This is a genomic window from Agrobacterium sp. RAC06, assembly GCF_001713475.1.
GTDB lineage: Bacteria > Pseudomonadota > Alphaproteobacteria > Rhizobiales > Rhizobiaceae > Allorhizobium.
In genome coordinates this window covers 3,682,546-3,696,743 of sequence record NZ_CP016499.1, presented here as the reverse complement: position 1 = coordinate 3,696,743, position 14,198 = coordinate 3,682,546, and the positions used below count along the sequence as shown (strand labels likewise).

Sequence of the window (14,198 nt, the reverse complement as noted above, 5' to 3'; positions counted from 1 at the left end):
CCTAGCATGCGTGACACCGCCTGGGGCAAGACCCGAAAGGCTATACCGGCTTGGGGAGGCGAGCATCTGCTCGTCTCCCTTCTCGTTCTCTATGTCGCCGCAACGACGCTCTGGCCGCTCGCCCGGCTGTTTGCCAGCGCCTTCCAGCCCGGCGAGGACGGTACACCGCTCGGGTTGATGCTTGCCACCTTGTCCAGCCGCTCGACGCTCAGGGCGCTTTCCAGCACGCTGCAGACGGCCCTTCTGTCTGTCGTCGTCTCGACGCTCATCGGCGTGGCGCTTGCCTTTGCCGTCAGCCTGCTCAAGCTCAGGACACGCGCAGCGCTGACCTTCCTCATCCTGATGCCGCTGATCGTGCCGTCGCAAACCATGGCGCTCGCCTGGATCGAACTCTTCGGCTCACAATCACCGATCCTCAAACCACTTGGCCTTGCCGCAGCGCCGGGTTCTACCAATCCACTCTATTCAGTGGGCGGAATAGCACTGGTCATGGGCATCGAGCACATGCCGCTCGTCTTCATCGCCGTGCGCGCCGCATTGCGGGCGCTGCCATCCGACCTGATCGAAGCTGCGCGCATTCTCGGCATCCCGCCCGGGCGGATCGGAACCGGCATCGTGCTGCCGATCGTCATGCCCTCGGTTCTCGCCGGCAGTCTGATCGCCTTCACCGCCGCGATCGGCAATTTCGGCGTGCCGGCACTGCTCGGCATTCCCGGCCGCATTTCTGTCCTGACGACTCTGATTTACCAGCGCCTCAACGGCTTTGGTCCGGCAGCGGCTGGCCAGGTGGCAACGCTGGCCCTCGTGCTCGCCGCAATGGCGGCGATCGCGATCGTCATGCGCAATGTCGTTGCAACCCGTCTCGCCGTGCCATTGCCGGCGGGCGCCCCCTTCGTGGCGCGACGCAGCGCACCCGTGATCGAGATCCTGATCTGGATCCTTGTGCTGATCCTGTCTTTGGTGCCCCTCGCAGCTCTCACGATGACCGCACTCTTGCCGGCCATAGGCGTGGCATTTGGGCCAGATACGATCAGCCTCGATCAGTTCCACGCTGTCCTCGACAATCAGACTGTAAGGCGCGCCTTTGCCAATTCGCTTTTACTCGCGTTGATCACGGCTGCCATCTCAATGCTCGTCGCCGTGCCGCTGGCGTTTGTGTCCAGGCGCCGGCAGAACCCGGTATTGCGACTGCTGGACATCATCATCGAAGCCCCCTGGGTTGTTCCCGGAACAGTCGTCGCCCTTGGCATGATCCTCGCTTTCCTGAAGCCTCTGCCGCTTGTCGGGATCTCGATCTATGGAACGATGATGATCCTCGTCATCGCCTACTTGGCGCGCTTCCTGCCACTGGTCCTGCGGCCGGTTGCTGCCGCGGCACAGTCAGCCGATCCCTCGCTTGACGAAGCCGCCCGCGTGACAGGCGCCGGGCTGTTGCGCCGCATCCTGGCGATCTTCCTGCCGGGTGTATTGCCCGCGGCGGCGGCCGGCGCGATCCTCGTGGTCATGACGGCGTTGAACGAACTGACGCTCTCGGCCCTGCTCTGGTCGTCCGGCAACGAAACGATCGGGGTCATGATCTTTGCCCTGCAATACGAAGGCAACTCCACCGCAGCAGCCGCGGTCGCCGTCCTGTCGACGCTTCTGGTCCTCATCCTCGCCGCTATCGCCACGGCCGCCGCCCACCGTATGCCAAGGGGCACTCTGCCCTGGGTCGATTGATCCAGACGGAGCGGGCGATCGCCCACAAAATGTCATCGGGTGTCAGATGCGCCTGCTAAAGGCAAATGACGTCGTGGACCTTGCAGCGACAAGCTCTATCACACCGATCTTCAACACACGGCGCAGGTGCGGAATGCACTAATGCTCTTCCTCGAGTTCGGTTATACTGCCCCTGCTGAGCGTTATAAGAAGCTCGGAACCGATTACTTCAAAGGCGGATATTTCAAATTCGATGAGTTAACGGAGAAAAGGAGCGCATGATGGACTTACAAACAGTTCTGACGTTTAGCCTGGCCTTCTTCGTATTCGCGGCGAGCCCTGGCCCTGACAACCTGACGATCTTATCCAAGACCGTCTCCAGCGGCCCTGCCCATGGTGTCGCCTATGGTGTCGGCGTCGTTTGCAGCATCTTTCTCTTCGTCATCCTTGCGGCCATCGGCTTCAACGCCATCGCCCAATACATGAACGAAAATCTGCGCTTCATCCAATATGTCGGTGCTATCTACCTGATTTACACGGGCATCATGATGTGGCGCTCGAAGCCAGAGATCAAACCTCGCGTGATGCGGGGCGGCCTGATCCGCCTGTTCCTCACGGGCTTCCTCCTCAACATCTCCAACCCCAAGATGCCGATCTTCTATTTGGCTCTACTGCCGGGGGTGCTCGGAATCCGTCCCCTCACCGTGTCCGATACCGTGGAACTGCTGCTTATCATTGCCCTGATAGAGGTGATCGTAGTCGGAGGGCATGTGCTCCTCGGCTACAAAGCAAAGACGGCCCTGTCTGATCCGAAAAAGATCGGCGTACTCAATCGCGGAGCTGGAGCCCTGATGGTCGGGGCGGGCGTGCTGGTCGCCAGCCGCTGAGGCGAGGTCGAGCTGGAATTCAGTCCGAGCATAGACCGTAGAGCATTGGGGCACAGGCATTCGCGGGTGGTAAGTCGGCGAACGCCGTTCCGCTGGATAAAGGCAACCTCAGCCGATTACTGAGGCGGCCTTACAGAATGTCAACGCCGAGGTATCGCCAGAGGTCAGCGCCTTCAGAATACCCTACTGGGTATGGTCGCCGCCTGGATTGCAAATGCGCGGGCTGGTCGGTTATCGCCTGCGAAACAGGGCCGACGCGGTGGCTCTCGCAGCTATTCAATCAGCAGTGTCGGTTCAATGCCGAGATTTTTCTGTGAGATCAGCAGGCGATCGGACCAAAGTGCGAGCGTGGAGAAATGCTTCTCGAACAATCTCCATGCGCGGCCTTGTCTGGGTGAGGCCTCAAGGACGGCAAGTGCCGACGCGCCGTTGCCCGTCTGAATGCGCATCGAGCCTTCAAGATATGCGCCAACCAAGGTCCCGCGATCCTGTTCGGGCGGCGTTACCCAGCCAATGGGAAAATACCAGCGGTCCAATTTCCCCTGACGCTCACATATGACCCAACCGGCTAGGCCCACTGCCCCATCGAAGATAGCCAGTGAAAACTCTGCGGAAAGGGCGTCCTTCCATGGGCGCGGGTCAGACCACGCGGGTGCCTCACCTGCATCGACCATCGCCGCAGCTTGCTCGAGAACGCCGTCACCGGCTTCTTCCCAACTCAGATAGCGGACACCTTGGCGCTGCAGCCGCTTGAGCAGCAAATCCCAGGCCCTTGAGGTGGCAAACGTATCACCGACACGGCCACAGATGCGAATGCGGTCTGGTACAGGTTCAGCCCATGATTGTTTGCGCAACAAGCAGGACATCGCGTCGGCGCCAGGCAATATCGACGAATAGCTGGTGGTCACGGATGAGATTCCAAGAGCTGAAAGCTCGCCCTCAGCCGCCTGCATGAGGTCAGTCGCCAAGCCGCGACGTCGCCATTCCGGAGCGACAAACAGCGACAGAAGGGTGTGGGTTTTCGGTGTGTCTTCAGAAGGAGTTCTGGCAGACAACCACAATCCCACGGGGACGCTTCCCACGCATGCGGCCAGAGCCAGGCGATTGTCGCACTGCGCTGCCTCAAGAAACGGCCGATAGCTTTTCCAGGTGAGACCGGCACAGTCTTCCAGAAATTCTTTCTCACGTATGCTTTCAATTTGAATGAAATGTATGGAGTCATTCAGTCGTTCCAAAGCAAAGCCCCTGCGATATCAGCGTGGAAATTATCTACAGTGTGGTGCGACCGCCTTCAAAACCCTAAGTTATTTCTGCCCAGCTTTGGACGGTATCCAACATCAGGATGATTATTGACCTTACCGTTTAAGACTCGATACTTGGAAAGTCTGAATATTCAGATGTCTATAAAGATGCTGGTGATAATATGTTAAATGCGCAAACTGATGTGATGTCCGACCTGCGACTTCACATTGAAAAGGCCGTGGTTGAAAAGGCGAACAACGACACGGCCTTCCGTGAACGTCTCAAACAGGACCCCCATGCGGCGTTGGCCGAAGTGCTGGAGCGGGAAAACCCACTCACGAACCTGAAGATCAACGTGATCGAGGAAAAGCCGGGCGAAGCCACGATCGTCTTGCGGGCCCCATTCAAACTGGATGAATTGCCAGATGAATTGCTGGATCTCGCATCCGGCGGCACATCTTTCAGCGCCTTTATTCTCTACGGCCCTCCATATCCGGAGAGGAAGCCGAAATAAGGACCTGCCTCAGGGTCGCCCGGCTATTCCCTGTTGGGCGACCTAACCCCACGCGCCAGCTGGTCGGAAGAACGGCATCGCCTCTTTGAGCCGCTGTTGTCCTAAAACTCGCAGTGGAAGAACCAGGCTTGTTGACCCGGTGAAGTGTTGCGGCCTTAGGCCTCGTTTGTTTAGATTGGGGTCACCGTCACACATCTGTCAGCGATTGCCACCACGCTTTTGCGGTGTGTTGCGATCAGGACACCGATCCCGGCTGTGCGCAGCTCTTCCAGAAGTCTGGTCTGGAACTCTTCGTCGAGACCAGTTGTCGCTTCGTCCAGGATCAGCAGTGATGGCTGCCGCAAGAGAACCCTTGCAATCAGCAAGCGCTCCCGCAAACCCGCCGGGACCATCCCTTGTGCAACGAGTGTCTGAATGCCCATGGGCAAAGCCTCGATCTCCTTGAGAAGGCCAAGCCTGTCGGAACTTCGAAGCGCTGTCTCGAGTGAAAGGCCGCTCATCCCCTGCAGGAAGGACTTGAGGGTGTCGACGGCCATATGCTCATCCTGGAGAACAACACCAAGCTGTCTTCGCCAGATTTTCTGCTCTCGTGCGCAAACGCATTTCCCGTTGATCCTCACCTCACCCGTGGTCGGCGGCAAGATGCCAAGGGCGAGCCTCAGTAAGGTCGATTTACCTGCACCGGACGGTCCTGTGATGGCAACAATCTCGCCCCGCCGGATGCTGAGATCTTGCGGCTTGAACAGGGGGCGAGACGCTCCGGGATACTGGAAGGAGACCGCAATCAGTTCGATGGATTCGAGTGCTTCGTGCTCCTCAGCCAGGTCGCGTGTGAACCGACTCTTGGACGCGTTATCATGTGACGATCCCCCGCTCGCAGTCATGGCGGCTGCTGCGCGACCGACTTCCACAAGTCCCAGCGCAACCATAAAGCTGGCCACAGTGACCAAACCGATGAGGGGCGTGTCCATTGTTGAGATGATCGATACCGCACCTGCAAGCACGAATAACAATGCTTCACACGCAAGGATAACCTGCTGCAGCGTCCTCCTTCGACGGGCAAGTCTTCTCTGACGTCTCAGAGCAGCCTCCAGACGCGTCAGGGCAAAACTCTCCGCGCCCAACGGCCGCAAACCCAAGCTGCCTTGCGCCGCGAGATCCAGCCGCTGTTCCATCTCGCCCAAACTCTGCCCTTCCGCATTTTCGATCAGTCCCACCAAACGGCGAGAAGCGATTGCGCCAGCCAGCAGGGGTGCCCAGGTGAGAGCGTAGTAGAGACCAAGTTGCGGAACCGAAATGCTCAAGGCCACAAGACCCGGCAACAGACTGGCAAGCCCCATCGGAAGGGCCATTCTTCCGCGCAAGGTCTTGACCCGGTTCTTCAACAATGCACGCATCGCCCGGGCGTAGTCGTGAGGCGTGCGACTCTGAAGGATCGTCACTCCTCCGTCGAGTATTTCGGCCAAGAGATCAGAATGACGACGCCATCCGAGCAAGATGGACGCCCGCGACGCGGCAATTGAATAGGCAACGCGCGCCACAATCCATGCAAGGCCCGCCAGCGACAAGATCAATGCCGCGCGCATTCCAGGCGGATGACCCGAAATTACGAGGAGAACCAAGGCCTGTGCCGCCAGCATGACGAGAAGTGCGAGAGCAGCAAGGCTTGCGTGGATCGAGCGCCCCTGCGGCGTCGCAAGAGCAAGCATGTCTGTATTCAAGGCTGCGCAATCGACCCTGGACAGCCGTTGCCGGCTGCCATCGATGCTGACACGAGATGGTGATCCGCAGCCAGTGACATCGATCACGACGAATTGCTCTGTCGATGCCTGCCAGGCGACCAGGATCCCAAGATCCTGCCTTCTCCAGTTCCGGTCTTGCATCAGGACGCGCCGAAGCGAAAGCCCCCGCTTTTGCGCTGCAACCAGAAGCTCTGCTTCCTGCCTATGGTGAAGGCCCTGCGCCAAGATTGCCAGACAACGCGCGACATCGACCATCAGCAACGGCCCAGATCGATGGTCGCGTCCGGCCGGCGTGATTGCGTGCCACGCTCACCAATCAGAACCAGTATATGTCGTTCCCGCAGCCGCTTGACGATACGTCCAGCAAGCGGTGAATCCAGGGCATCGAGGGCTCCATCCAGAACGATGACCGAAGGTTGGCGCAACAGCGCGCGGGCAAGCGCCAGGCGACGGAGCTGGCCGCCGCTCAACAGCCGCCTGTCCGCGAAAAGCTCCAGATCCAGCCCTCCACGCTGGCAAAGCTCCTGATTGAGCTCGACCAGATCCAGCACCTCGTCCAAGGCCTGGCGGTCGAAGCGGCGATCACCGAGACAGAGGTTCTCCGCCAGGCTGCCGGAGATCGTGAGAACCTGCTCGTCGACAAGCAGCACCCGCGGCGATCCCTGATGACAGAGCGTTTCGGTCGCCATTCCATCAAAGGTAATGGTGCCATTCGGGCTTGGTTCGAGGCCTGCAATCTGGCGCGCCAGTCGTGTCTTTCCGCTTCCAGACGGTCCAGTAATCTGCAGCAGATCACCCTTGCTCAAAAACAGGTTCGTATCGTCAAGATGAATGGCGAGGCCTGCGGGCGATCCCGGGTGCGACTGCAATCCTGTTAGATCAGCGTCTGTGTTACGCAGGTCGTGCAAACGCGAGAGCAGTCCCATCACTTCTGAAATAACCGGAAAACTGCGTCGTGCCGTTCGCAGGCAGAGACCAATCACGACACAAACTGTGCCAAGTGCTGCGGCAGTTCCCCAATCTTGACTGACTAGGCCGTCGGTCATGATGATCGCCAGAGCGAGGACAATCGGCAGAGACACCAAGACATCGAGTTTCGCCCGCCAGCCCAGGCTGACCTGTGCTTGCGAATGCATCTGAGCGTGCTCTGCTGCCAGATAAGAGGTGAGCTCGCTGTCGCGCCCTGCAAACTGTCGGCTCTCAAGATCTGCAAGGATATGCGTATTGGGCAGGATAAGAAGCTGCGCCTCACGCATACTTCTCATCCGGGTCTCGCCGCGACGAAGGCATGCTGCAAGAACAATACAAGAGGCGATTGCCGTGAACGATGTGATGACCAGTCCATTGGGCAGCTGGATCAACGGCGCAACCAGAACGACCGGGATCAAGAGCAGCGACCGTAGAAGCGAAACGGCAATGGGTAGCAACAAAGACCAGCGCTCACCGAGGATCAAAATATCCGCGAGCTGGTTTGCCGTCTTTGTAGAAAACCATTGGGGCGGCATACTCTTGAAACGCTGCCATGTGAGGTCTCGTGCCCGATTGGAAAGGCGCTCTGCAAAGCTCTCGGTGCTCCAGTGCAGCAATAGATGCAAGATGGCCGCCAGGATCCACGCGAGAAGCGCAACGCTTGGTTTCTGATGTCCGTCCAGAGCCTTGGCCATGCTCACGAGCGCGAACGCGACTGCTGATGTTTGCAGCAGGCAAAGCAGGAGAATGATGGTTGCCGCAACCCGATTGTCGCTCAGCTGCAGCCAGAATTCACGCCTTGCTGGATGGACCGGCGGCGGCGGCGGCGCAAAGCGTGGGATGAATGTCAGGGCGATTCCGGTGAAGTCCCTGGCAAATTCTTCAATCGTCAGACGCTGTGGCCCGCTTGCAGGATCGTTGATCGTGACATGCTGGTCTGAAACATGCTCGACGACGACGAAATGTATGAAGCGGTAGTGGGCGATGAATGGCAGGGGAAGCGTCGCCAGTTGATCGATCTCACGCCGACAAGCCTTGGTCTCGAAATCATAGCGTCGGGCAAGTTCGAGGAGTTGGCGGGCCGTGAGCCCCAGTCGGCTCGAGCCGATCTCATTGCGCAATCTCTCGAGTGAAACATCGACCCCGTGCCAGGCAAAGATGATTGCCAATGCCGTGAGACCGCATTCGGTGAGCGCAGACTGGCGCAGCTGCGGTGTATGCACCGACCGCCTATTGCCCTTGATCAAGCCTTTGAGGCGTCCGAGGAAAGCTGGGGCGTCAATATCCTCTTGCTGCCCTGCTGCAGAGTGATTTAGCTGCCACTTTGATGTCTGGGAGTTCACTGTGTCATGTCTTCAGAGAAAGACGCCGATTTGCCCCTGATCAAGGGGGCTCGACTTTTTCGTTCACAAGCGCTCAGCAGGCTTTCGGCAACCCAGGATCTCGACTGCCCTTTGAGGCTGTCCAGTATGCCCGGTCCATTGGCCATGCTGAGCGTGATCCTTCTACTTTTGTCTTTCATCGTCTGGATTGCTTAGACTTCGATGACGGTTTTCGCGGTGGGTAAGCTTCGCTGGCCCCACCCCATGGGCTTCAATTTACCTTCGACAGGATTGACAGCATGTGTTCGAACCTTGAGCCAGCGAGGGAAATCTGATCGAGAATGCTCTCATCGAGCTCATCGTCCATGATTTGATCGCGATGCAAGCCTTCCGTGCTGCGCATGCGACCCATGGTCGAGCGCAGTCGATCGGCCAGAAAAATTGCGATGGCCTTGTAAAAGCGTCCGGCAAATCCGTTATCCCGTCGCAGACGTGCGTCGATCGCGGCCTTCTCCACCGCCAGCACTCTTGCACCACCATGCGCCAGGATTGTTGCGGAGGGCGGAGATGAATCGACAAAGGACATTTCGCCCACCACCTCACCGCGACCCAGGCGGGCAACCTCGCCGACGCCCTTAATCTGCACGCCCACTTCTCCGTCCAAGACGAAGTAGAGATCTTGGGTTGCCACACCCTCGTTGATGAGAACCTCACCTTCCTTACAGGTCCTGATACGCCCCGTTCGGGCGAGCCATTCGGCATCTTCATCGTTCAACTGGCCAAGGATGTAGAGAACCTTGCGCATACCATCTCCTAGAGCAATTGCCGGCGGGCGAGGTCACTGAAGGTGCCGCCCGCGCTAATCAGGTCGTTGTAAGTGCCACTTTCGACGAGGCTGCCACGATCGAGGACGATGATCCGGTCGGCCTCTTTGATGGTGCTCAGACGATGCGCGATGACGATGCGCGTAACCTCGAGACTGGTCAGGCTGCGTGTGACGATCGCCTGGGTCCGGTTGTCCAGGGCGCTGGTTGCTTCATCGAACAGAAGGATCCGCGGTTTTCTGACCAGCGCTCGGGCAATCAGGATCCTCTGCCTTTGCCCACCCGAGATGGTCATGGCGCCGTCGTTCAGGACGGTGTGCATGCCCATCGGCATGCTCTCTATTTCTTCTGCCAGGCCCACCATTCTGGCCGCAGCCCATGCATCGGCAACGCCTAGACCGGAGGATCCGACGATGTTGTCGTAGATCGAGCCCGCGCTTAAGCCCCCATTCTGCAACACGATGCCGATCTGGGACCGGAGCGACGCAAGCTCGATCCCATGCGACGGGATACCATCATAAAAGATCTCGCCAGTATCCGGTGTCTCAAAGCCCAGGATGAGGCGCAGTAATGTGGATTTGCCACTCCCAGAAGGGCCGGTGACCGCGATGAAGTCGCCCGGCTGTATCTCAAGATCGAGGTTTTTCAGAACGAGGGGGCTATCCATGCCGTAGCGGAAACTGACATTGCGGAACACAAGATTGCCGGTGAGTTGTGGTGATGATCCCCGACTGGTCGAGGCATCATCTGGCACGGCTTTCAGCACGGGGGCTGTGCGTTCTGCCAAGGGGGCCACGCTTGCCAGATGGGTAAACGCCTCGACTGTCGCCTTCAATCCGGTCGTCATCTGCCCGAAGGCGGTCGTGAAACCGATAAAGGCTGCGGCCGTCAAAGGCTCGCGCAGCGCAGTGGAAGCGGTGCTTCCACCAGACGGCAAGAGAGCAAGCAGCGCCGTTTGCTGCTGATCAGACTTCATCAGCCACAAAAGCGTGACATAGATCATCAGCAAGGAAAGCCACGGCATCAGTGCCAGAAGTGCTGCATGCACGGACTGGATGGATCTTGACGTGGCAAAAGCCTTTCGGTGCTCAAGGCTCTTCCAGGCCCATTGGGCGAGGGCCGGTTTCTCCGCATGGGCTGCGCGCAGCTTTGTCATGCCGATCAGCAATTGAAGCACGAAACCTTGGTTCTGGCCCCGGATCGCTGCTTGGCGTCTTTCCTGTGCAAGCTGCCTGAAGGAGAGGATTGCCGAGATGACAAGAAAGAGGGCAAGGACAGCGATGCCCGTCAATGCCAGTCGCCAGTCGAGGAACACCAGCACCCCGGCACTTGCGATCACACCCATCGCGCCGAAGAGTCCAGACATGGTCGCGCCGGTGATCATCTGGCGTGCCTCTTGAATGCCCAGCACCCGTTCCGTCAAATCACCTGCGGAATAGGCCCGAAAGAAATTCACTGGAAGCCTCAGAAGGCGCTGGAAAAGCGCAGCCTGTATCGACGAATCGAGACGCGTTTCTATCCGTGCGACGCAAAGGCTGCGCATCAGTTCGAAGGCAGACTGGCCAAAGGCAAGCGCGACCAGTGACGCCAGTATGAATAGCAGATTGCCCCGGTCGCCAGCTGGCACGACATGCTGAAAAAGCATGGTGGCTGCGATCGGCGGGACCATGACCACCAAACTGGCAACCAGCGCCACGGTGATTGTGGCGACAACATCGTAGCGTGTGCCGGAAAAGCCAAACCGCATGGTTTCGAGGAGGCCTATGGGGCGATCCTCAAGCGGCGGATAGATCTGCAGCGCCCCCGTTGAAACCTCTTGCGCAAGCGGTTTGGTTACGCGACGCATACCTTCGTTCGTCACCAGCAGCCAACCGCCGCCTTTGCCCGGAACCAGGCCTGCGGGCGATCCATCCTTCAGCGTTGCGAGCATCGCAGTGCCGTCATGGTGCCACCAGTCGTGGTCGAGCATCACCTGGCGATAGTAAAGGCCCGCAGATCGCAAAAGCGGCTCGTAAGAGCCTTTGTCGCCCAGAGCCTCGAGATCCCGTCGCAGAGCTTGTGATACATCCAATCCGCTCGTCTGCATGACGGCAACAAAAACCGAAAGCCGGGCAGATGACATTTGACCGGTTTTCGGCTCCCTCAAGGTCAGCAGATCCGAAAGGCTTTTGCCAAGGCTTCGGTCCATGGCCTGACGGCGGATGTTAAGCCGATCTTCGAGCTGGGCGCCATGTTGAGCCGCCTCGCGATCTAGTTGCGACAGGACCTCGCCACCGATGAAGCAGAGGCCTTCTACCAAAATCGCGGGGTCGGGGCACTCGGCTGATACCTGCAGGGTCGCATCGGAAATGGCGGTCACCGAGGTCGTCGAGGTGATCGGCAGTTCAAGGCCAACTGGCCAGGTTCGATCGCACCAGGTCGCGGTTCCGTCCAAGGGGCGAACGAAGCAGAGTGTCCGATGAGGTGCAGAGACTGTCATGCCCTGAGGCAGATCGAACTCTCCCGTCAAGAGGATGCGATCAGTCCAGCCCTGCGGCGTCTGGCCTAGGACACCGATCATCGCCTGAACCCAAGACATGACGGCTTCCGGCGGTGGCTTTGGGGCGCCTGCCTCGCAGACCGCAAACTCCGAACCAAGAGAACCGATGGCGCACAGACGATGCTGGCCGAAAGAGACGGCTGGAAACAGATATTCACCGACCTCGATACGGAACAGATGCCGTCTGAGACCGTCTCCGCCTATCGCAAAAAGATCGGCGTAACCACGCATCAACCTGTAGAAGCGGTCGGCCTCGTCAAGAAACAGGGGTCTGTTGGCGCCACCGGCAATGGTCGCTTGAGGTTCAGCCATGACCCGCACCCTCAGCAATCAGCGCGGCATATTCTCCTGCAGCCGCCATCAGGGTCTCATGGTCACCGCGTTCGACGATCCGCCCGTCCTTCATGACGATGATCTCGTCACAGTCTCGGATGGTGCTGAGCCGATGGGCGATAATGATGGTCGTGCAGCCGCGTGCCCGCAGGTTGTCGTCAATCCGCTTTTCCGTTGCCGGATCAAGCGCTGAGGTGGCTTCGTCGAGGATGACAATTGATGGCTCGGCGGCCAGAACGCGTGCGATTTCCAGTCTTTGGCGCTGCCCTCCCGAGAAGTTGGTACCCCCTTCATTGACCTGAGACAGGAGCTGGCCCTTGCGCATGATGACGTCATCGAGAACGGCGGCATCAGAGAGTGCCCGGATAAGGCGACGATCCGAAACGCCCGGGTCCCAAAGGCTGAGATTATCCTCGACCGTGCCTTCGAACAGGAAGATCTCCTGGTCGACATAGCCGCATATCGCCGCTCGGCGTGCTGGATCCAATTCGTTCAGCCCAATCCCCCCGATGGAAATCGTGCCTGACCACGGAGTGAACAGACCTGCAAGGAGGCGACCAACCGTGCTTTTGCCGCTGCCGGACCCGCCAACAAGTGCCACCCGCGCACCCGGTCTTAATGTCAGCGAGAACCCATTGACGAAGGGAGGGTCGAGAGGACTGTAGCCGAAGACCAGGTCTTCGGCCCGCAATTCGAAACTGGCCGGTGTTGCATCCTCAGCCTCAAAGTGCGCGGCAGGCGCCCTCATAAGGTCATCGGCACGATCAATGTCGGCCTTAACCATTTGTATTTGACCGGCAAGCTGCACGAGGCTGGCGATGGGGGTGTAGAAGCTGACCGCCAGGGCCTGAAAGGCAATCAGAGTCCCCAGCGATATTGCGCCGTCCATGACGCGCAGCCCGCCCAAGCCCAAAACTGCTGCGGCTGACAAGGCAGAAAGAAGCCCAGGCACGATCCCAATCAGAGCCTCCACCCTGCCCTGGCTGCTGCGCAGGCTTAAAAGCCGGGCCTGATGCCCCGCCCAGCGCTGGAATGCCTCCCGTTCCGTTGCGGATGCCTTGATGGTCTCGATAGCTCGGATCGCGCCAACCGTCGCCGCAATCAGTTTCCCCGACTGCGCCGCTTGCAGCCGGGCATTACGGGACTGAAGACGGTTTGATACGCTGAGCGTGAGGAAATAGATGCATTGCAAGAGAATGATTGCGACAGCCAGCACCGGGTCAAGCAGAAGCATGACACCTGCATAGACGATCATGCTCAAGAGGTTGAAAATGCTTGTTGCAAACTGTCCTGAAAGAAGATTGGCCAGCTTTTCATTGGCGTCCAGCCGATTTGCCAGTTCGCCGGGATGACGCTGAGCGTAAAAGCTCATCGGAAGGCGCAGCATATGCCAGAGCATTTTCGTCGCTGGAAGAAAGGCAAGGCGGACCTCCAGCCTTGCCAACAGCATCTGTTGCAGCAGGACGAGCGCCGCCTGCGCAAGCGTGATGGTCGCCAGGAGGACAGTGAAGGGAATGATCCAGTCTGTCTGTCGGGTGGTCAATATGTCATCGACAAAGACCCGGGACAGCACCGGAAGAGCGACCCCAGGCACGACCAGGAGACCGGATGCGACGATGATCTGCGGCAAGAGTGCCCGGGTGCCTGCGAGCCGCTCCGCTAGAGCGGAAAGAACGGATGGCTGCGCTCCTGAGGGTTCGAAGTCGGCGCCTGGTTCACACGCAATGACGACACCGGTAAATGCCTGGCGGAGCTCATCCAGAGGGATCTTGCGCCGACCAGTCGCGGGATCGTTGAGATAGGCGAAACTTGCGTTGAGCCCCTCAAGAACCACGAAGTGGTTGAAGTTCCAGTGCAGGATGGCGGGCCATGGAACTTCGTGGAGTTGTTCAGGCTCTTTGCGAAACCCCTTCGCCGTCAGGCCTACTCTGCGAGCAGCCTTCAAGAGGTTGCTTGCTCTCGTGCCATCACGCGAGACACCGGCCATTTCGCGCAGTCGCTCGAGGCCGATATGCATCCCATATGACGCCAGGATCATGGCGAGACAAGCGACCCCACATTCGGTCTGTTCAATCTGCAGAATAGTCGGCACCGGCTTGCGCCGCTTGGCATGAGGTCGTGGTGCCAT

The 14,198-nt window shown here is 58.9% G+C and carries 9 protein-coding genes; 3 read left to right on the top strand and 6 right to left on the bottom strand.

The window, feature by feature from the left end; translation table 11 throughout:
- Positions 1-6 precede the first annotated feature (6 nt).
- Entirely contained in the window at positions 7-1,719 is a 1,713-nt protein-coding gene (locus BSY240_RS17550) for an ABC transporter permease (RefSeq protein ID WP_069043157.1), read from the top strand.
- A gap of 260 nt (positions 1,720-1,979) precedes the next feature.
- Entirely contained in the window at positions 1,980-2,585 is a 606-nt protein-coding gene (locus tag BSY240_RS17545; RefSeq protein ID WP_054147703.1) for a LysE family translocator, read from the top strand.
- A gap of 272 nt (positions 2,586-2,857) precedes the next feature.
- On the opposite strand, the gene BSY240_RS17540 is transcribed toward BSY240_RS17545, so the two are convergent.
- Positions 2,858-3,820 carry a GNAT family N-acetyltransferase gene (locus BSY240_RS17540; RefSeq protein WP_083229662.1) on the bottom strand — a complete coding sequence of 321 codons (963 nt, stop codon included), beginning with the start codon at positions 3,818-3,820 and terminating at the stop codon, positions 2,858-2,860.
- A 188-nt stretch (positions 3,821-4,008) separates the two neighbouring features.
- Here BSY240_RS17540 and BSY240_RS17535 point away from each other — a divergent pair, with 188 nt between their 5' ends.
- Complete coding sequence (locus BSY240_RS17535; RefSeq protein ID WP_082347527.1) at positions 4,009-4,341, top strand: NHLP leader peptide family natural product precursor; 333 nt, start codon at positions 4,009-4,011, stop codon at positions 4,339-4,341.
- Positions 4,342-4,511: 170 nt separating this feature from the next.
- On the opposite strand, the gene BSY240_RS17530 is transcribed toward BSY240_RS17535, so the two are convergent.
- From BSY240_RS17530 to BSY240_RS17505, 5 genes are all read right to left on the bottom strand, one after another.
- Positions 4,512-6,338: an ATP-binding cassette domain-containing protein gene (locus BSY240_RS17530; protein ID WP_069043155.1), complete on the bottom strand. Its 1,827-nt coding sequence runs from the start codon at positions 6,336-6,338 to the stop codon at positions 4,512-4,514.
- Positions 6,338-8,299, bottom strand: a complete 1,962-nt coding sequence (locus BSY240_RS17525; RefSeq protein WP_069043154.1) for a cysteine peptidase family C39 domain-containing protein — start codon at positions 8,297-8,299, stop codon at positions 6,338-6,340. The genes BSY240_RS17530 and BSY240_RS17525 overlap by 1 nt, the downstream gene beginning before the upstream one ends.
- Positions 8,300-8,645: 346 nt before the next feature.
- Positions 8,646-9,179 (bottom strand): cyclic nucleotide-binding domain-containing protein, encoded by a 534-nt coding sequence (locus tag BSY240_RS17515; RefSeq protein ID WP_069043152.1) that lies wholly within the window; start codon positions 9,177-9,179, stop codon positions 8,646-8,648.
- A gap of 8 nt (positions 9,180-9,187) precedes the next feature.
- The gene (locus BSY240_RS17510; RefSeq protein ID WP_069043151.1) at positions 9,188-12,049 is read right to left on the bottom strand and encodes an NHLP bacteriocin export ABC transporter permease/ATPase subunit; all 2,862 of its coding nucleotides are present in this window, start codon (positions 12,047-12,049) and stop codon (positions 9,188-9,190) included.
- Complete coding sequence (locus tag BSY240_RS17505) at positions 12,042-14,198, bottom strand: NHLP family bacteriocin export ABC transporter peptidase/permease/ATPase subunit (protein ID WP_069043150.1); 2,157 nt, start codon at positions 14,196-14,198, stop codon at positions 12,042-12,044. The genes BSY240_RS17510 and BSY240_RS17505 overlap by 8 nt, the downstream gene beginning before the upstream one ends.